This is a genomic window from Xanthomonas sp. NCPPB 1754, assembly GCF_041475725.2.
Taxonomy (GTDB): domain Bacteria; phylum Pseudomonadota; class Gammaproteobacteria; order Xanthomonadales; family Xanthomonadaceae; genus Xanthomonas; species Xanthomonas euvesicatoria.
Window position 1 is genome coordinate 1,844,144 of the sequence record NZ_CM192982.1, and the last position, 18,651, is coordinate 1,862,794.

An 18,651-nucleotide genomic window follows, 5' to 3' on the forward strand; every position below is an offset into this window, starting at 1 on the left:
GACCGTTGAAGCACGAAAAAGCGCACAGCAAGCGGTGCGCTTTTTTCTTGAAGCACATCTGGCAAGCGCTCAGCTATCTCGGCAAGACGACGCTATCTGCCCAGCGCTTGCCCACATGATGCATCAGGCCGCACGCTTTCCCGATTCCCGATTCCCGATTCCCGATTCCCGATTCCCGATTCCCGATTCCCGATTCCCGATTCCCGATTCCCGATTCCCGATTCCTGAATCACCCAACGTTCGCCGCCACCTCGTCGTCCTGCACCGCATCGCGCACATCCTGCGCCAGCGTCGCCTTGACGATGATCGAGCGGATCGCATCAGTGGCCTCGGACAGCGGCACATCGTTGCTCAGGCGCTGGAAGGTGTCGCGGCTGTTGTAGCCGGAGCCATCCTTCAGGTAGTGCTCGTACATCGATAGCAGATCCTGGCAGGCGGTGATCAGCGCAGCGACATTGCCACGTACCAGCGCATGACCGATCTGATCGAAGCTGTGCAGACAATCGGCAAGCCAGTGCAGGTCGTAGCGCGCGGTGGCAGGCTCGGGTGCGTTGTGGCCGCGGCTGTAGGCGCTGTAGCGACGCAGGCTGCGCGCCACGCGCGCCACATGCGCGAACAGCGTGCCGATCTCGCTGGCGATATCCAGCCGCTGCACCAGCACCATGGGAATCACCTGGCCGGCAGCGGCTGCCTGCTGCTCGGAGGCGTTCTGCTCATGCTGTTCCAGCGATTGCTTGAGCACGGCATAGCTACGCTGCAGCGATTCCAGTTCCAGCGTGGTGGCCGCCGCTCGCGCCTTCAGTTGCGACAGCGCCGCCTGATAGCGGCCAAGGCTGTCCTGCGTACTGGCAAGCTCGCCGGATTCGGCACGCAGCTGGCGGCCACGCACGAATGCCAGCCCGGTCGCGATCAGCGCCCAGAGTGCGAATGCAGGCACCAGGTAGATCAGGATGCCCATGGGGATTCCTCGAAACGTTGCATATCTTGTCGGCCTGCAACGCGCAGACTTGAGGCTGATCCCCGGCGCATGCCCTGATCCGGGACATCGTGCCCAGACACGGCAACTGCATGGTGCCGGCGCACAGCATCTGATGTGGCCAATGGCAGCCGTAAGAGGCCCGACAGCGGGCCCTTGCGGGGGACCGCGGAATGCATGAACAAAGCTGCGGGCGGGAGCGGCCCGGATGCTGCAGCGGTGCCCCCAAGCGTGGCGCTGTTCGGCCGGGTCAGCGAAGAATGCCAGGCAAATCCAGCCCTTTTTCCTTCGCGCAATCGGTTGCAATGGCGTAACCGGCATCGGCGTGGCGCATCACCCCGGTGGCCGGGTCGTTCCAGAGCACCCGTTCGATGCGCTTGTCGGCGGCCTCGCTGCCGTCGCAGACGATGACCATGCCGGCGTGCTGCGAAAAGCCCATGCCGACGCCGCCGCCGTGATGCAGCGACACCCAGGTGGCGCCGCTGGCGGTGTTGAGCAGGGCATTGAGCAGCGGCCAGTCGGAGACCGCGTCCGAGCCGTCGGCCATCGCTTCGGTTTCGCGATTGGGCGAGGCCACGCTGCCCGAATCCAGATGGTCGCGGCCGATCACCACCGGCGCCTTCAGCTCGCCGCTGCGCACCATGGCGTTGAAGGCCAGGCCCAGCCGGTGGCGATCGCCCAGGCCCACCCAGCAGATGCGCGCGGGCAGGCCCTGGAAGGCGATCTTTTCGGCCGCCATGTCGAGCCAGCGATGCAGGTGCGCATCGTCGGGGATGAGCTCCTTGACCTTGGCGTCGGTCTTTGCGATGTCGTCCGGGTCGCCGCTGAGCGCAACCCAGCGGAACGGGCCAATGCCGCGACAGAACAGCGGGCGGATGTAGGCAGGCACGAAGCCGGGGAAATCGAATGCGTTATCGATGCCGGCTTCCAGCGCCATCTGGCGCAGGTTGTTGCCGTAATCCACGGTAGGCACGCCCAGCGCGTGGAAAGTGAGCATGGCGCGGATGTGGTTGGCCATCGACTCGCGCGCAGCGGCTTCCACTTCCTTGGGCGCGCTCACGCGTTTTGCGTCCCACTCTTCCACGCTCCAGCCCTGCGGCAGGTAGCCGTTGACCGGGTCGTGCGCAGAAGTCTGGTCGGTCAACAGATCCGGCTTGATCCCGCGCAGCAGCAGTTCGTCCAGCACGTCGGCGACATTGCCGAGCAGGCCGACCGACAGCGGTTTTTTCGCGGTGCACGACTCCTCGATCAGGCGCAGCGCCTCGTCCAGAGAGTCGGTCCACGTATCCAGATACCCGGTACGCAGGCGCATGTCGATGCTGGAGCGGCGGCACTCCACCGCCAGGCACGAGGCGCCGGCCATTACCGCCGCCAGCGGTTGCGCGCCGCCCATGCCGCCGAGACCGCCGGTGAACAGCCACTTGCCAGCCAGGTTGCCGGCGTAGTGCTGGCGGCCCATTTCCACGAAGGTTTCGTAGGTGCCCTGCACGATGCCTTGCGCGCCGATGTAGATCCAGCTGCCGGCGGTCATCTGGCCGTACATGGCCAGGCCCTTTTGATCGAGTTCGTTGAAGTGGTCCCAGTTGGCCCAGCGCGGCACCAGGTTGGAGTTGGCGATCAGCACGCGCGGCGCATCGGCATGGGTGCGGAACACGCCCACCGGTTTGCCGGACTGCACCAGCAAGGTTTGGTCCTCGTCCAGCCGCGTGAGCGCAGCGACGATGGCGTCGAAGGATTCCCAGTCGCGCGCGGCGCGGCCGATACCGCCGTAGACCACCAGTTCCTGCGGGCGCTCGGCCACGTCCGGGTCCAGGTTGTTCATCAACATGCGCAGCGGCGCTTCGGTGAGCCAGCTCTTGGCGGTGAGCGTGGTGCCGGTGGCGGCGCGGATGACGCGGGTTGCATCGTGACGGGTCATGCCGGGTTCCTTGCAATCAGCGGTTGGCCGCAGGCGGCGCGGTGTCGGAGGAGGGCGCATTGGCGAAGTGCAGGCAGGCCTGCAGCACGTGGCGCAGTACCGCGCGCAGCACCACGGCGTGTACCGGCTGCCACGGCGTTGGCCAGTTTTCGGGCGTGAGGCTGTCGGGCTCGCGCATGTAGCCGCGACAGGCCAGTTCCATCTGCAAGGTGTGCACGCCATGCGCGGGCTGCGCGTAGTGGCGGGTGATCCAGCCGCCCTTGAAGCGGCCGTTGCGCACCGTGCTGGAGCCGCTGCTGCGGCACAGGCGCTCCACCGCATCGACCAGGCGCCGGTCGCAGCTGCGGTCCTCGTTGCTGCCGATATTGAATTGCGGCAATTCGCCATCGAACAGATGCGGGATGAACGAGCGGATCGAATGTGCGTCGTAGACCACGATCTTCGCGTGCTGCGCGCGCAGGCGCGTAATTTCCCCGGCAAGCGCGGCGTGGTACGGGTCGAACCAGCGCGTGCGACGCAACGCGATCTGCGCCTGATCCGGTGCCGCACCATCGGCATACAGCGGCTGATCGTCGAAGGTGGTGAGCGGGCACAGACCGGTGGTGTTCTGGCCCGGATACAGCGAGGCCCCGCTCGGGTCGCGATTGACGTCGATGACCGAGCGCGAGATGGCAGTCCGCAGCGTGGTGGCGCCCAGCGCCTGTGCGAAGTCGTAAAGATGGTGTACCCACCAATCGGTATCGCGGCGCGCCAGCCACGGCGACACGAACTGGTCGGCCACGTCCTCCGGTAACTCGGTGCCGGTATGCGGAAAACTGACGATCAACGGCGCGTCGCCGCGGTGCAGTTCCAGCCAGTCGGGCAGGGCGTTCATCGCTGCGCTCCATGCACGCGTGCTGCGTGCGTGCGGCATGCGTTGCGCAGCTGGGCGTTGCGGATGCCTCGCGTGCGCGGCACGGCGTCATCGCAAGTGCGTATGCTTGGAGAGATCGCGAAAGACTGCAGTTGCGGCCGCGTCGAGGCAGGTATCGACGCGCTGCATAAGCGCTGCCCACTCATATGTCCTGCTCCACACCCGGCAACGGGATCGCCACTGCCTGCGCCAGCGCGCCCGAGCGCACCAATGCGCTGGCAGCCAGCATGTCCGGATGAAAGTAGCGGTCGTCCTGCAGTGTCGGCACCTGCGCGCGCAACAGGGCACGCGCCGCTTCCAGCGCAGTGCTGGAGCGCAGTGGCGCATGGAAATCGCAGCCCTGCACGGCGGCCAGCAGCTCGATGCCGATGACGTTGGCGGCGTTCTCGGCCATCGCCAGCAAGCGGCGCGCACCGTGCGCAGCCATCGACACGTGATCTTCCTGATTGGCCGAAGTCGGAATCGAGTCGACACTGGCCGGATACGCGCGCTGCTTGTTTTCCGACACCAGCGCGGCGGCGGTCACCTGCGGAATCATGAAGCCGGAGTTCAGGCCCGGGCGCGGGGTGAGAAAGGCGGGCAGGCCGGACAGTGCCGGGTCGACCAGCATCGCGGTGCGGCGTTCGCTGATCGAGCCGATTTCGCAGACCGCCATCGCCAGCATGTCCGCGGCGAAGGCGACCGGCTCGGCGTGGAAGTTGCCGCCAGACAGCGCTTCACCGGTGTCGCTGAAGACCAGTGGGTTATCGGACACGCCATTGGCTTCGATCTGCAGGGTGCGCGCGGCCTGACGCATCACATCCAGCGCCGCCCCCATCACCTGCGGCTGGCAGCGCAGGCAGTACGGGTCCTGCACGCGCACATCGCCCAGCCGATGCGATTCGCGAATGGCCGAATCGGCCATCAGGGCGCGCAATGCGGCAGCAGTGGCGATCTGCCCGGGCTGCCCGCGCAAGGCATGAATGCGCGCATCGAAGGGCGTATCCGAGCCCTTGGCCGCTTCCACCGACAACGCGCCGGTGACCAGCGCGGCCTGCAGGACGGTTTCGATCTCGAACAGACCGGCCAGGGCGCAGGCGGTGGAAAACTGGGTGCCGTTGAGCAGGGCCAACCCTTCCTTTGCGCCCAGCACGCGCGGCTGCAGCTGCGCATGTGCAAGCGCGTCGGCAGCAGGCAGTCGCTGCGCGCCTACGAAGGCTTCGCCAACGCCGATCATCACCGCGGCCAGATGCGACAGCGGTGCCAGGTCGCCGGAAGCGCCCACCGAGCCCTGGCACGGCACCACCGGGGTGATGCCGGCGCGCAGCATCGCTTCCAGCAACGCCAGCGTGCCCGGCTGCACGCCGGACGCGCCCTGGGCCAGGCTGGTGAGCTTGAGCGCCATCATCAGCCGCACCACCGGTACCGGCGTGGGCTCGCCCACACCTGCCGCGTGCGAGAGCACGATATTGCGCTGCAGGGTCTGCAGATCCTCGCGCTCGATACGCACGCTGGCCAGCTTGCCGAAGCCGGTGTTGACGCCATACACCGGCTCGCCACGCGCCACGATGGCCTCCACCGTTTGCGCGCTGCGCGCCACCGCGGCAGCGCATGCATCGTCCAACGCGACGTCGGCACCGCGATACAGCGCACGCCATTGCGCCAGCGTGACCTGGCCAGGTTGCAAGACAACAGAAACACTCATGACGACTCCGGATTCAGCACAGATGCCCGCGCCAGACGCGGGCATGAAGAGGATTGAAGCCCATGCGGTAGACCAGATCGGCCGGCGCATCGATGTTCCAGATCGCCAGGTCGCAGTCCATGCCGGCGCGCAACTGGCCCAGGCGCTCGCTGCGGCCAAGCGCCCGCGCAGCCTCGCGGGTGAACCCGGCGATGCATTCGTCCACGGTCATGCGGAACAACGTCGCCGCCATGTTCATCGCCAGCAGCGGGCTGGTCAGCGGCGAGGTGCCCGGGTTGCAATCGGTGGCCAACGCCAGCGGCACGCCGGCCGTGCGCAGCGCGGCAATCGGTGGCAGTTGGGTATCGCGGGTGAAGTAGAACGCGCCTGGCAGCAGCACTGCCACCGTGCCGGCAGCGGCCATCGCCGCAATGCCCGCCTGGTCCAGGTACTCGATGTGATCGGCCGACAACGCGCCGTAGCGTGCGGCCAGTTCGGCGCCGTGCTGGTTGCTCAATTGTTCGGCGTGGATCTTGATGCGCAAACCATGCGCTTGCGCCGCAACGAAGACCTGTTCGGCCTGCGCCTGCGAGAACGCCAGATGCTCGCAGAACACGTCCACCGCCTCGGCAAGTCCTTGCGTGGCGATCGCCGGAATCATCTGCGTGCAGACCTGGTCGATGTAGTGCTGCGCCTGCCCGCCAGGCGGCACGGCATGCGCGCCCAGGAAGGTCGGCACCACTTCCACCTTGCGCAGCGCGGCGAGTTTGCGCGCCACGCGCAGCTGCTTGATTTCATCGTCCAGGGTGAGCCCGTAGCCGGATTTGATTTCCAGCGTGGTGACGCCTTCGCCAAGCATCGCATCCAGGCGCGGCAGGCTGGCGGCCAGCAACGCCGCACCGTCGGCGGCGCGGGTGGCGCGCACCGTCGCCACGATGCCGCCGCCGGCTGCGGCGATGTCGGCATAGCTGGCGCCGCGCAGGCGTTGCTCGAACTCATTGGCACGGTTGCCGGCGTACACCAGGTGCGTGTGGCAATCGATCAGGCCGGGGCTGATCCAGCGGCGCCGGCAGTCGTGCGCACTGTCGGGCTGCAGCGCCGGGGCCTGTGCGGCTGCGCCGGCGTAGACGATATGGCCGTGCCGGCAGGCGACGATGCCATCGTCCACGATGCCCAGGCCGCCATCGGTCGCATCCAGGGTCATCAGTTGCGCGTTGTGCCACAGAACGTCGCAATGCATGGCGCAGGCTCGTGGTGTCTGATATGTATATACAATAAGTTCGGCGATCGAGGGTGTCCAGTGGCAGACCAACAGACGCAGGTGTTCTGGGCAGCCCGGGCATTGTTGCCCGACGGCTGGGCGAGCAAGGTGCGGGTCGCGGCAGAGCAGGGCCGCATCGTTTCGGTGGAGGCCAATGCGGCTGCTGCGATTACCGACACGCGCTGCGACGTGCTGTTGCCTGGCTTGGGGAATCTGCACAGCCATGCCTTCCAGCGCGGCATGGCGGGGTTGACCGAAGTCGGCGGGCGCAGCGGCGACAGCTTCTGGAGCTGGCGCGAGCTGATGTACCGCTTCGTCGACCGGCTCGACCCGGACAGCCTGCAGGCAATCGCCGAGCAGGCATATGTTGAAATGCTCGAAAGCGGCTTCACCCGGGTCGGCGAATTCCATTACCTGCATCACGCGGCCAGCGGTGCGCCGTATGCGCAGCCCGGCGAAATGTCCGAGCGCATTGCCGCCGCTGCCGCCAACACCGGCATCGGGCTCAGCCTGTTGCCGGTGTTCTATGCGCACTCGGATTTCGGTGGTGCCACCCCCAGCCCGGCGCAACGCCGTCTGATTCACGACATTGACGGCTTCGCGCGCTTGCTGGACGACTGCAGACACAGCCTGAAAGCGCTGCCGGACGCGGTACTCGGGCTGGCGCCGCACAGCCTGCGCGCGGTCACTCCGCAGCAACTGGCAGGGCTGGTACCGCTTACCGATGGCCCCATCCACATCCATATCGCCGAGCAGCAGCGTGAAGTGGATGCCTGCCTGGCCTGGTCCAAGCAGCGCCCGGTGCAGTGGCTGCTGGCCAACGCGCCGGTGGATACGCGCTGGTGCCTGGTACACGCCACGCACGTGGATGCACACGAACTGCAGGCAATTGTCGCCAGCGGCGCGGTCGTCGGTCTGTGCCCGATCACCGAGGCGAATCTGGGCGATGGCGTGTTCCCGATGCAGGCCTTCGCTGCTGTGGGGGGGCGTTTTGGCGTGGGCTCGGATTCGAATGTGCTGATCGATGCAGCCGAAGAACTGCGCCTGCTCGAATACGGCCAGCGCCTGACGCTGCAGGCACGCAATGTCGTGGCGCAGGGGCCCGTGTCGAGCGGACGCTGGCTCTACGATCAGGCCGGCATGGGTGCCGCGCAGGCGCTGGGCCTCGCGCAGACCGGCATCCGTGCCGGAGCAGCGGCCGATCTGATCGAACTGGACACCGCGCATCCGGCCCTGCTGGCGCGCAGCGACGACGCCTTGCTGGACAGCTGGCTGTTCGCCGCGCGTGGCACCGCGGTGCGCAACGTCTGGCGCGGCGGGCGCTGGGTGGTGCGCGAGGGGCAGCATGTCGACCGCGCCCGTATCGCCGCACGGTTTGCCGCGGTGTTGCGCAGCCTGCTGGGCCAGTGACATTGCTCATCGCACGGTGGCGAGAGTGGTCAGGTGGCTGCCCAACGGCGCGCAGGAGTCGTGGTGTACGCTTTGCACCTGCCGATGACGGGCCCCGGCCGCAACCGCCAGTGGCTGCGCCTGAACCGCTCCAAGCGGATGCGCGCGCAGTGCTGCTCCTGGAGCCACCGCAGACGCAGCTGCGTCGCCGGAGCAGGTGCATGCAGTGCGCTCGTCCATGCAGCGTGCATGGTGCATGCCGCAACGTGCAGCTGGCGCACGCTGCCGACCATGCGGCATGCCGATTGAATAGCCGCTCTTTCCGGAGACCCGCGCTTTGACCGCCACCACCACCATCGTGCCTGGCACCTTGCATCAGCGCATCCGCCAGGATCTGGAACAACGCATCCATAGCGGCGACTGGCCGCCCGGGCACCGCGTGCCGCCTGAGCACGAGTTGATGGCGCAGTACGGTTGCTCGCGCATGACGGTGAACAAGGTGCTCGGCTTGCTGGCCGATGCCGGCATGATCGAACGCCGCCGCCGTACTGGTTCGTTCGTCGCACGGCAGCACCCGAATCTGGAACAGGTGGCGCTCTCGATCCCGGACATCGAAGTGGAAATGACCACGCGCGGCCATGCGTACCGGTTCTCTTTGTTGTCGCGGCAGCTGCGCAACGTGCGGCAGCGCGTGCCGCAGGAACGTGCGCTGGGCAGCACCGGCAAGGTGCTGGAATTGCAGAGCGTGCACCTGGCCGACGGCCGCCCGTTTGCGCTGGAGCACCGCGTGATCGACATCAACACCGTGCCCGACGCATTGGACCAGCCGTTTACGGAGGTGGCGCCGGGCAGCTGGTTATTGCGCAACGTGCCATGGACGCGTGCCGAGCACCGCATCAGCGCTGCCAGTGCCGACGCCGCGCAGGCCGAGCAGCTCCAGGCGGACGACGGCGCGGCCTGCCTGGTGATCGACCGCCACACCTGGCGCGGCGAGCTGCCGGTCACCTACGTGCGCCAGATGTTTCTAGGCGGTTCGTACGATCTGGTGGCACGGTTCGCGCCGGGACTGCGCTGAGATGACGTCGGCAGGCGACGGGCGCGGTACTGCAGCGCTCAAGTCGCCAGGGGTTCGCTGAACGGTACCGGCCGTGTTGCAGTCGCTGCACGCCGGGATGGCGGCGACTGCGTGTTCACGATCAGGTGCCCGGCTGGGCAGGCAGGCGACGCGGCACGACGACAGCAGCCAATGCCCCAGGATCAAATCGTGCTGCACTGACGCCAGCGCACCGGCTCGGCGGTGCCCGGGCGCGGGTTGAGTTGCACGCGGACCGTGCGCAGGTACGGGTAGCGTTGCAGCTCGCGGCAAATCAGCGGCCATGCCGCGCTGTCTTCCACCGTCCGATCCACTACCAGGGTTGCCTGGGTCAGCCAGATGCCACGCACCAGCCCCGGTGTCTGCGCCAACGCCTTGGAAACCTCGCGCTGATAGCCCTGGATGGTGGCCGCATCCGGTTCTGCGCCGGCTGCCGGCGCGGCCGGGGCCACTGCAGTGGGTGACGGCCCCGGCTGGGCGGTACTGGCGGAGGGCGTGAGCGGTGCGACCACGCGGGCCGGTGCGGGAATCGGTGAAGACGCCGCAGTGGGCGGTGTGGCCGGCGTCGGAGCCGGCGGGCGCAGCGCCAGCACCGCCATGACGGCCAGCGTCGCCAGCGCGGCGCCGGCGATGATGCTATGGCGGATCGCGCGGCGGCGCGCCGCACCAACTACGCCGGCTTCCACATCGCCTGGCAGATAGGGTTTGAGCAGCGGCCACAGACGCACACCGTCCAGCACTTCGATCGATTGTTTCTCCGCGGCGGCGATACCTTCGCGCTCCATGCGGCCTTCGGTCACCATCACGCCGCCGTTTGCACCAGCCAGCCGTGCCATCGCGCCCAGCTCGTTCACCGCCGCCACGCCGATGCGATAACCGCGCCCGTGCTTGCAGGCCACCAGCCGGGTGCCATGCTCGGTCTGCATCATGAAGTCGGCGGTGGGCAGGCCATCCTGCGGCAGCTGGGTGGGCTGCCATCCGCGTTGATCCTGCAGGACGCGCAGCACCACGGCGGAAAAATCGCGCCAGTGCATGATGGCCAGCGCACGGACGCCTTCATGCACTTCATTGGCGCGTCGTCGTACCAGCCACAGGTAGGCAGACACCGCCAGCCAGAGCAGCAGTGCGGCCAAGGGCGCCAGAATCCAGGAAGGCATGAGCATCAAGCAATGGCGCGTATAACGAATCGTGCGTGTAGAAGAATCCTTCGCGAAAGATTCGTCAATGGATCGTGCGCGGTGATATCGCGAGCCGTGATCCAGATAGCGAAAGACCCGCCAGTCCGAAGCCGTGAGGGGAGGGGAGCAAACGGACTTCGTAACGCAGGACTGGCGGGTCGTTCCCGATTGTCCAAAAAATCATGTTGCTTTGCAACATCGGGCCGGAAGAGCTGCGTTTTGGCGCTAAGCCACTGATTCAAAAAGGCTGCGCAGAGCCAAATCGCACGTCAGCGACGCTGCATCCTCACGCCGGTCCATCGCCAACGCGCGGCTGCGGATTAGCCAATACACCACCCACGGTGAGTTGCACCCATCGGCGCGGGTAGCACCAGCCGATGACACCGCTCGAGGTGGCTGGGGGCGCCGCGCTTGGCCGGCGTGCAGAAACGTAGTGCGCAGCTGCACTCGGCGATGACTCCCTTCACCACTCGGGCAACAACCGCGCCGTCACATGACAGCGCGGCTGCTTTCACTGTTGCGCTCATTCCGGGTCGAACGCACCGGGATTGCTGGACGACGATGCCGCCCCGGCACCCGCGCCGCCGGCAGCGGTCGTCTCGCTGGCCGCCTGCGCCGCCTGGTTAGCGGTACGGTTGGCACGCTTGGTGGCCGCGGTATTTGCGCGGACCTGGGCCTTCAGCGATTCGACCTCGCGCCGCAGGTTTTCCAATTCTTCCTGCTCGGGAATGTTGAGCGTGCGCAGCACGCCCTTCACGCGTTCGTCGAAGGCCTTGCCCAGTCTGTCCCAGCCGCGCACCGCGGTATCGCGTGCCTGCTCGAACTGGGTTTCCACCTCTTCGCGCAATTCGTCGACGCTCTCGGCCGCCCTGCGCTGGCCGGTGCGCTCATAGGCGGCGCCCTCGCGCACCAACGAGTCGAACAGCTTGCTGCCTTCGTTCTGCACGCGCCCAAGCGCGCCCAGACCGGCAAGCCATACGGTCTGAGCCGATTCGCCAAGCCGGCGCGAGATCTGTTCCGCCTGCGCCTGGAAGCCCTGGGCCGCGTTACCGCGGTTACCGTTCTGATCGTATCCGGTCGTCATGCGATGCTCCTGTAGGTTGCCAACGTGACATTGCGTTCACCCTAGTGCCGACCCTGCATCGGGCAGGTGAAGCACTGCCCGATCAGGCGTGCCGAAAGCATCTACCCGCAAGCGCCCGAGCAGGTGACTTGACGCTGAAGCAGCGCAGCGCCAATCGCGCGATCAGGCCAGTTTTTCGGCCAGCAAGCGCCGGATTTCCGATTCCACCATCGGCTGCACCGCCGACAGCAAAAAGCCGAGTTCGGCGGTGACGTGCACTTGTTGCGGCAACAGCGCGATTGCTCCGTCCACGCCGGCACGTGCGATGCGCAAAGTGTCGCCTTCCCAATGCGAAGCGACGCCGTAGCGATCGGTCAGCTTGCGCGCCGCCTCGTCGATGGCCGCGCGTGCCTGGGCCGGCGTCAAGGAATGGTCGTGGCGGATATCGATGCTGGACATGGGTGCGATGGGTCATGCGAAAAGTGAGGGCGCATTGTGCGCATGCCAGGCCCCAGCTCCAAGTGCGGCCATGTGTGGCCTTGCTGTCCGTGTCGCAGACACAGGTCTGCAAGCTGCGCTGCCGCCTGCTCAGCCGACGGCAGCGCGATCCTGGCGCGCCCGCGGCAGCGATCCAGCACGGCTCCGATCACCACCGATGGCCGCGCATGGGGGCAAACCTGCTAGGCTGCGGCGGGTGCGCGACCTGCAAGTTCATTTCACCCACCGGCAGCAGCCGGATCATTCCCTCAAGCCCGGCGTCCACCGGATCGTCCGTCATGCCTCCGGCAGCGTGCGGGTGGTCGGCGATGCGCAGGGCGCGTTGCTGTTGGCGCAGTTCTGCCTGGACCAACGCGGCCTGTGGCTGCAGGTAGCCAGCGGCATTCGCGGTATCCACGTCAATGGGCGCCCGGTGCGTCGCATGGCGCTGCTACGGGCGGGCGATGCGATCTATGCCGATGGCGTGGAAATGCTGCTGCGCAGTGCCCCGTCCAGTGCGCCGGCCAACGATATCCACGACGACACGGCCAACCTCGGCGAGGTCTGCCTGTTGTTGCGCGGCATCGGCGGGCGCCATCATGGTCGCAGTTTCACCCTGGATCGCGCGCGTCTGGTCGGCAGCGATGCTGCCGCCGATATCGTCATCGACGACCCGGCATTTGCGGCGCAGCACGCCCGTCTGGAACGACACGGCGACCGTGTGCTGATCCGCGATCTGGGTTCGGAAGAGGGGAGCTGGATCAATGGCGTCCAGGTGCGCGACGGCTGGCTGCAGGCTGGCGACCAGGTCGTCTTCGATGCGCGCCACCGTTTCGTGGTGGAAGTGCCGCGGACGCACCACGGCACCACCTGGGATCTGCCCGATACTGAACCCCCGCCGCCGCCGCGTGCGGCTGCAGAGCCGACGCGCGCACCGGTGAAGGTGGCCCGCTGGCCCTGGTTGCTGCTTAGCGCGGTGTTGCTGGCGGCGGCGTTGAGCGCCTTGCTATGGTTCGGCGCGCGCTGAGTTTTTTCCAGACGCGCCAGCCCAGCAATACCGCAAGAATGCCGGCGTACAGGGCCGGCTCGCGGATATCGGATTTCACCAGCCACCAGAAATGCAGCACCGCCAGCAGGCCGATCGGGTAGATCAGCGTGTGCAGGCGGCCCCAGTTGCGCTTGAGCCGACGCATCCACCCCTGGGTGGAGGTGATCGCCAGCGGCATCAGCAACAACCACGCCGCAAACCCCACCGTGATGTACGGGCGTTTGAGGATCTCCTCGAAAATCTGCGTCCAGAAGCCGCGCAGGTCCAGCGTGAGGTAAGCCGCCAGATGCACGCTGGCGTAGAAGAACGCGTACAGGCCCAGCATGCGGCGGAAGCGGATCACCACGGCCTGCCCGGTGAGTTGGCGCAACGGCGTGATCGCCAGGGTCATCAGCAAGAAACGCAGCGCCCACAGCCCGGTGCGGTGTTCGATCTCGGCCACCGGGTCGGCGCCCAGCGCGTCGCTGCCGCCTTCCCACACCTGCCAGAATTGCCAGCCGAGCAGGGCGATCGGCGCCAGCGCGGCGGCATGCACCAGCGTCTTGGCAGCAATCACGGAAGTGGATGTCTTGGCCATGCGATCTCGAAGAAGGAAACGATGCTGAAGCGTAGGAGCGCACCCGGGCGCGACTGGCTTTGGTGGTCATGCCCGTCGCGCCCGGGTGCGCTCCTACGCCGGGTCGATGCCAGATTGTGTGTTGCCTAGAACCACTTTTTCAGATCCATGCCTGCATACAGCGAAGCGACCTGATCGGCATATCCGTTGAAGGGCTTTGTGGCGATGCGCTCGGCAAACAGCTTGCTGGCGGTGCCGGCGATGCGGCGTTCGGTCTTCTGGCTCCAGCGCGGGTGGTCCACTGCCGGGTTGACGTTGGAAAAGAAGCCGTATTCGGACGGTTGCAGATCGTGCCACGCGGTCTCGGGCATTTTTTCGACGAAACGGATTTCCACGATCGATTTGATGCTCTTGAAGCCGTACTTCCACGGCACCACCAGGCGCAACGGCGCGCCGTTCTGCTGCGGCAGCGGCTTGCCGTACAGGCCGGTGGCCAGCAGGGTCAGCGGATGCATCGCCTCGTCGATGCGCAAGCCTTCGCGGTACGGCCAGTTGATCGAGCGGTAGCGTACGCCCGGCATCTGCTGCGGGTCGGCCAGGGTGGTGAATGCCACGTACTTGGCCTTGGAGGTCGGCGCGAAGCGCTTGAGTACCTCGCCCAGCGGCACGCCCGTCCACGGGATCACCATCGACCAGCCTTCCACGCAGCGCAGCCGGTAGATGCGTTCTTCCGGCGCGATGCCCTTGAGCAGCTCATCCAGCGACAGGCTGCCGGGCTTCTCGCATTCACCGCCTACCTTCACCGTCCAAGGCGACAGCTTCAGGGTCTTGGCCGCCTTGGACGGATCGGTCTTGTCGGTCCCGAACTCGTAGAAGTTGTTGTAGCTGGTGACGTCTTCCAGCCGGGTCAGTTCCTCGGCCGTGCGAAATCCGCTGCGCGCCTGCGCCGGCGTCACCACGGTCTTGGGAGGCGGGGGCGGGTCGGCTTCGGCACATCCGGCCACGCCCAGCGCGGGGGTCAACGCAAATAACTGCAGCAGCCGGCGGCGGTCGCGGTAAACGGCCTCATCGGTGATCTCGCTGGACGGCAAGTTGAAAGCATCGCGAAACGACATGGCAGGCTCCGGCAGTGGCTGCAGCGTGAGAGTAACGAACCAAGACAAAAGTTCGCCTGGGCACCTGTCTACGTTACGTCAGGCTCAGTCAAAAGGATGCAGCTGCAACTTTTTTGTCCGCTGCCAAGCCCGATGCGCTGCGGCATACTAGAAGGCTAGCTCGACCAAGGTGTGCCATGACACGCGCGTTCAATTTCAGTGCCGGCCCTGCGACATTGCCGGAATCGGTCCTGCGGCAGGCGCAGGCAGAGATGGTCGAGTGGAACGGCGTCGGCGCCTCGATCGTGGAAATCAGCCACCGCAGCGCCGATTTCATGGCGGTGGCGGCTGCCGCCGAAGCCGATCTGCGCAGTTTGTTGTCGATTCCCGACGACTATGCGGTGCTGTTCACCGCCGGTGGCGCCACCACCATCCAGGCGCTGCTGCCGCTGAATTTTGCCGCGCCCGGCCAGGCGGCCGACTACGTGATCACCGGGCATTGGGGCAAGACCGCGATCAAGCAGGCGGCCACGTCTGTGGATGCGCGCATCGCCGCCGACGCGCAGGCCGATGGCTTTGTCGACATTCCCCCGGCGGCCAGCTGGACCTTGTCGCCGCATTCGGCCTACGTGCACATCACCGCCAACGAAACCATCCACGGCGTCGAATTTCGCGACACGCCGGACGTGGGCACGTTGCCGTTGTTTGCCGACTTCAGTTCGTCGATCGCCTCCGAGCCGCTGGATATCTCGCGCTACGGCCTGATCTACGCCGGCGCACAGAAGAATCTTGGCCCGGTGGGCATTTCGGTGGTGATCGTGCGGCGCGATCTGCTGGAGCGCGCCGGGCAACCGCGTGCGGACATCTTCAATTACGCCTCGCATGCCGCGCGCGATTCGATGCTCAACACGCCGCCGACCTGGAACTGGTACGTGCTCGGGCTGACCGTCAAGTGGATGCTGGAACAGGGCGGGGTGCAGGAGTTCGCGCGCCGCAATGCCGAGAAGGCCGCGCTGGTGTATGGCGCCATCGATGGCTCTGGCGGCTTCTATCGCAACCTGATCAAACCGGCAGTGCGTTCGCGCATGAACATCCCGTTCTTTCTGCCGGACGAGCAGCTGGATGCGCTGTTCGTCAGCGAATCCAAGGCAGCCGGGCTGCTCGCGTTGAAGGGGCACAAGGCAGTCGGTGGCATTCGGGCGTCGCTGTACAACGCGATGCCGGTAGCCGGCGCGCAAGCGCTGGCCGCGTTCATGCACGACTTCCAGCAGCGTCACGGCTGAGTCTTCATTTACCTGCGGCGTCTGCCGCGCAGGCGCATGCGCTGACAGCGCACATGCGCCGCCATTTTAGGAATGCCCAGCGATGGCCCCCAAGTCCGACAAGCCCACGGCCGCCACAGGCGGCAAGAAAAAGCCGACCAAGACATCGGTGCGTGCTTCAGACAGCAAACCTGCAAACACGCCGGCTGAAAAGGCCGTGATCAAGACCGCCGCGCCGGTGCTGGCCGATGTGCGTGCCAAGATCGACGAGATCGACCGCAACATCCAGGCGCTGATTGCCGAGCGCGCCAACTTTGCGCATCAGGTCGGCAAGGCCAAGGGCAAGCTTGCGGCAGCGGTGGATTACTATCGCCCCGAGCGCGAGGCGCAGGTGCTGCGCATGGTGGTGGACCGCAACGAAGGCCCGCTCAGCGACGAAGTGCTGGTGCACGTCTACCGCGAAATCATGTCGGCGTGCCTGGCCCAGCAGGAGCCGCTGAAGATCGGTTACCTCGGCCCGGAAGGCACCTTCAGCCAGCAGGCGGTACTCAAGCATTTCGGCCGCTCGGCGGTGGGGTTGCCGATGGCGACCATCGAAGAAGTGTTCCAGGAAGTGGAAGCCGGCAACGCCGATTTCGGCGTGGTGCCGGTGGAAAATTCGGGGCAGGGCACCATCCAGGTCACCCTGGACATGTTCCTGACCTCCAACCTGAAAATCTGCGGCGAAGTCGAGCTGCGCGTGCATCAGTACCTGCTTTCGCGCAACGGCCGGCTGGAAGATATCGAACGCATCTACGCGCATTCGCAATCGTTCGCGCAGACTGCGGGTTGGTTGCGCTCGCATCTGCCCAAGGTGGAAAAGATCGCGGTGTCCAGCAACGCCGAAGGCGCACGCCGCGCACGCAATGCTGAAGATGCCGCGGCCATCGGCGGCGAAAGCGCAGCCCACGTGTATGGCTTGAAGAAGGTCATCATGAAGTCGATCGAGGACGACGACGACAACACCACGCGCTTTTTGGTGATCGGGCGGCAGATCTTTCCTTCGTCCGGGCACGACCGCACGTCGGTGCTGGTGTTCATCCACGACAAGCCAGGTGCGTTGTTCGACGTGCTGAGCCCGTTCGCACGCCACGGCATCAGCATGAATCGCATCGAATCGCGGCCCTCGCATCAGGCCAAGTGGGAATACGGCTTCTTCATCGATCTGATCGGCCATGTCGAAGACGATGCGATGAAGCAGGCGCTGGCCGAACTGAAAGCGCACTCGGCACAGATCAAGGTGCTGGGTTCGTATCCGGTGGCCATTCCCTGAGCATCGAAGCTCGATACGACAATCCATGCCGGAGCGCCGCGACCTTGTATCGACGGCAGCGCCGCAACCTTCTTCAAAGCGCATCTTCAGCATTGGCGATGCCGCAGCCATCGGATCACATGCATGAGCAGCAGCACGCACCACTGGATTGCCCGTCGCGGCACCGCACTGCAGGGCAGCCTGGCCATTCCTGGCGATAAATCGGTTTCGCACCGCGCGGTCATGTTCGCCGCGCTCGCCGACGGCGTTTCGCAGATCGATGGGTTTCTCGAAGGCGAAGACACGCGCTCCACCGCTGCTATTTTCGCCAAGCTGGGCGTGCGCATCGAAACGCCGTCGGCGTCGCAGCGCATCGTGCACGGCGTGGGTGTGGATGGTCTGCAGCCGCCGGCCGAGGCGCTGGATTGCGGCAATGCCGGCACCGGGATGCGTCTGCTCGCCGGCCTGTTGGCGGCGCAGCGCTTCGACAGCGTGCTGGTGGGAGACGAGTCGCTATCCAAGCGGCCGATGCGGCGCGTGACCGGCCCGCTGGCGCAGATGGGCGCGCGGATCGACACGCAGGACGATGGCACGCCGCCACTGCACGTGCACGGTGGGCAGGCACTGCACGGCATCGATTTCGTCTCGCCGGTTGCCAGCGCGCAGGTCAAGTCAGCGGTGCTGCTGGCCGGTCTCTATGCGCAGGGCGAGACCTCGGTGACCGAGCCGCATCCCACCCGCGACTACACCGAGCGCATGCTGTCGGCGTTCGGCGTGGAGATCGATTTTTCGCCTGGTAAGGCCCGTCTGCGCGGTGGGCAGCGTCTGCGCGCGACCGATATCGCGGTACCTGCGGATTTTTCGTCGGCTGCGTTCTTCATCGTCGCTGCCAGCATCGTTCCCGGCTCGGAGGTGGTGCTGCGCGCGGTCGGATTGAATCCACGCCGCACCGGGCTGCTGGCTGCGTTGCGCCTGATGGGCGCGGATATTGGCGAAGAAAACCACGCCGAACACGGCGGCGAGCCAGTCGCCGATCTGCGCGTGCGTTACGCGCTATTGCGCGGTGCGCAGATCCCCGAAGCGCTGGTGCCGGACATGATCGACGAGTTCCCGGCCTTGTTCGTGGCCGCGGCTGCCGCAAGCGGGCAGACCGTGGTGACCGGCGCCGCCGAACTGCGGGTCAAAGAGTCCGATCGGCTGGCGGCGATGGCCACCGGCCTGCGCACGCTTGGCGTGCAGGTTGACGAAACACCGGATGGCGCCACCATCCACGGGGGCAGCATCGGCAGCGGCGTGATCGAAAGTCATGGCGACCATCGCATTGCCATGGCGTTCGCCATCGCCGGCCAGCTGTCCATCGGTCAGGTGCAGGTAAACGATGTGGCGAATGTGGCGACCTCGTTCCCGGGGTTCGACACGCTGGCGCAGGGCGCCGGATTCGGGCTGGAAATCGCCGGGCATCGGTGACG

At 66.2% G+C, this 18,651-nt stretch carries 17 protein-coding genes; 7 read left to right on the plus strand and 10 right to left on the minus strand.

The features are described 5' to 3' along the window. Nucleotides 1-229: 229 nt before the first annotated feature. The 5 genes from ACCQ15_RS08205 to hutI form a co-directional block, all read right to left on the minus strand. A complete protein-coding gene (locus ACCQ15_RS08205) occupies nt 230-958 on the minus strand; it encodes a hypothetical protein (RefSeq protein ID WP_008576266.1) in 729 nt (242 codons plus the stop codon). 268 nt (nt 959-1,226) lie between these two features. Further along, entirely contained in the window at nt 1,227-2,894 is a 1,668-nt protein-coding gene (gene hutU / locus ACCQ15_RS08210) for a urocanate hydratase (RefSeq protein WP_014089866.1), read from the minus strand. A 16-nt stretch (nt 2,895-2,910) separates the two neighbouring features. Beyond that, on the minus strand, nt 2,911-3,768 hold the full coding sequence (hutG, locus tag ACCQ15_RS08215; RefSeq protein WP_136733805.1) for an N-formylglutamate deformylase: 858 nt from the start codon (nt 3,766-3,768) through the stop codon (nt 2,911-2,913). Nucleotides 3,769-3,949: 181 nt separating this feature from the next. Further along, nucleotides 3,950-5,491, minus strand: a complete 1,542-nt coding sequence (gene hutH / locus ACCQ15_RS08220) for a histidine ammonia-lyase (RefSeq protein WP_372381407.1) — start codon at nt 5,489-5,491, stop codon at nt 3,950-3,952. Nucleotides 5,492-5,504: 13 nt separating this feature from the next. After that, entirely contained in the window at nt 5,505-6,710 is a 1,206-nt protein-coding gene (gene hutI / locus ACCQ15_RS08225) for an imidazolonepropionase (protein WP_372381408.1), read from the minus strand. A 60-nt stretch (nt 6,711-6,770) separates the two neighbouring features. Between hutI and ACCQ15_RS08230 the strand changes: the two genes are divergently transcribed. From ACCQ15_RS08230 to hutC, 3 genes are read left to right on the plus strand one after another with little or no spacing between them, the layout of a single operon-like run. Next, nucleotides 6,771-8,141 (plus strand): formimidoylglutamate deiminase, encoded by a 1,371-nt coding sequence (locus tag ACCQ15_RS08230; protein WP_372167537.1) that lies wholly within the window; start codon nt 6,771-6,773, stop codon nt 8,139-8,141. Nucleotides 8,142-8,201: 60 nt separating this feature from the next. Beyond that, a complete protein-coding gene (locus ACCQ15_RS08235; protein WP_122273057.1) occupies nt 8,202-8,429 on the plus strand; it encodes a hypothetical protein in 228 nt (75 codons plus the stop codon). 28 nt (nt 8,430-8,457) lie between these two features. Further along, nucleotides 8,458-9,195: a histidine utilization transcriptional repressor HutC gene (hutC, locus tag ACCQ15_RS08240; protein WP_372381409.1), complete on the plus strand. Its 738-nt coding sequence runs from the start codon at nt 8,458-8,460 to the stop codon at nt 9,193-9,195. Between the two features lie 182 nt (nt 9,196-9,377). Here the strand turns inward: hutC and ACCQ15_RS08245 are convergent, their stop codons facing one another. From ACCQ15_RS08245 to ACCQ15_RS08255, 3 genes are all read right to left on the minus strand, one after another. Beyond that, complete coding sequence (locus tag ACCQ15_RS08245; protein ID WP_372381410.1) at nt 9,378-10,376, minus strand: restriction endonuclease; 999 nt, start codon at nt 10,374-10,376, stop codon at nt 9,378-9,380. A 538-nt stretch (nt 10,377-10,914) separates the two neighbouring features. Continuing rightward, nucleotides 10,915-11,475, minus strand: coding sequence for a phasin family protein (locus tag ACCQ15_RS08250; RefSeq protein WP_008576248.1), 561 nt, complete (start codon nt 11,473-11,475; stop codon nt 10,915-10,917). Nucleotides 11,476-11,637: 162 nt separating this feature from the next. Further along, complete coding sequence (locus ACCQ15_RS08255; protein WP_008576246.1) at nt 11,638-11,913, minus strand: polyhydroxyalkanoic acid system family protein; 276 nt, start codon at nt 11,911-11,913, stop codon at nt 11,638-11,640. A 235-nt stretch (nt 11,914-12,148) separates the two neighbouring features. On the opposite strand from ACCQ15_RS08255, the gene ACCQ15_RS08260 reads away from it, so the two are divergent. Further along, complete coding sequence (locus ACCQ15_RS08260; protein ID WP_033479079.1) at nt 12,149-12,958, plus strand: FHA domain-containing protein; 810 nt, start codon at nt 12,149-12,151, stop codon at nt 12,956-12,958. Here ACCQ15_RS08260 and msrQ read toward each other — a convergent pair. Both msrQ and msrP read right to left on the minus strand, forming a co-directional pair. Next, a complete protein-coding gene (gene msrQ, locus ACCQ15_RS08265; RefSeq protein WP_122273055.1) occupies nt 12,900-13,556 on the minus strand; it encodes a protein-methionine-sulfoxide reductase heme-binding subunit MsrQ in 657 nt (218 codons plus the stop codon). The genes ACCQ15_RS08260 and msrQ overlap by 59 nt on opposite strands. Before the next feature lie 125 nt (nt 13,557-13,681). Continuing rightward, nucleotides 13,682-14,650 (minus strand): protein-methionine-sulfoxide reductase catalytic subunit MsrP, encoded by a 969-nt coding sequence (msrP, locus tag ACCQ15_RS08270; RefSeq protein ID WP_008576241.1) that lies wholly within the window; start codon nt 14,648-14,650, stop codon nt 13,682-13,684. A 176-nt stretch (nt 14,651-14,826) separates the two neighbouring features. On the opposite strand from msrP, the gene serC reads away from it, so the two are divergent. The 3 genes from serC to aroA all read left to right on the plus strand — a co-directional run bounded on the left by serC (nt 14,827) and on the right by aroA (nt 18,649). Further along, nucleotides 14,827-15,912, plus strand: a complete 1,086-nt coding sequence (serC, locus tag ACCQ15_RS08275; protein WP_011347046.1) for a 3-phosphoserine/phosphohydroxythreonine transaminase — start codon at nt 14,827-14,829, stop codon at nt 15,910-15,912. An 82-nt stretch (nt 15,913-15,994) separates the two neighbouring features. After that, complete coding sequence (pheA, locus tag ACCQ15_RS08280; RefSeq protein WP_033478911.1) at nt 15,995-17,203, plus strand: prephenate dehydratase; 1,209 nt, start codon at nt 15,995-15,997, stop codon at nt 17,201-17,203. A gap of 123 nt (nt 17,204-17,326) precedes the next feature. After that, nucleotides 17,327-18,649 carry a 3-phosphoshikimate 1-carboxyvinyltransferase gene (gene aroA / locus ACCQ15_RS08285; protein ID WP_122273054.1) on the plus strand — a complete coding sequence of 441 codons (1,323 nt, stop codon included), beginning with the start codon at nt 17,327-17,329 and terminating at the stop codon, nt 18,647-18,649. Nucleotides 18,650-18,651 lie beyond the last annotated feature (2 nt).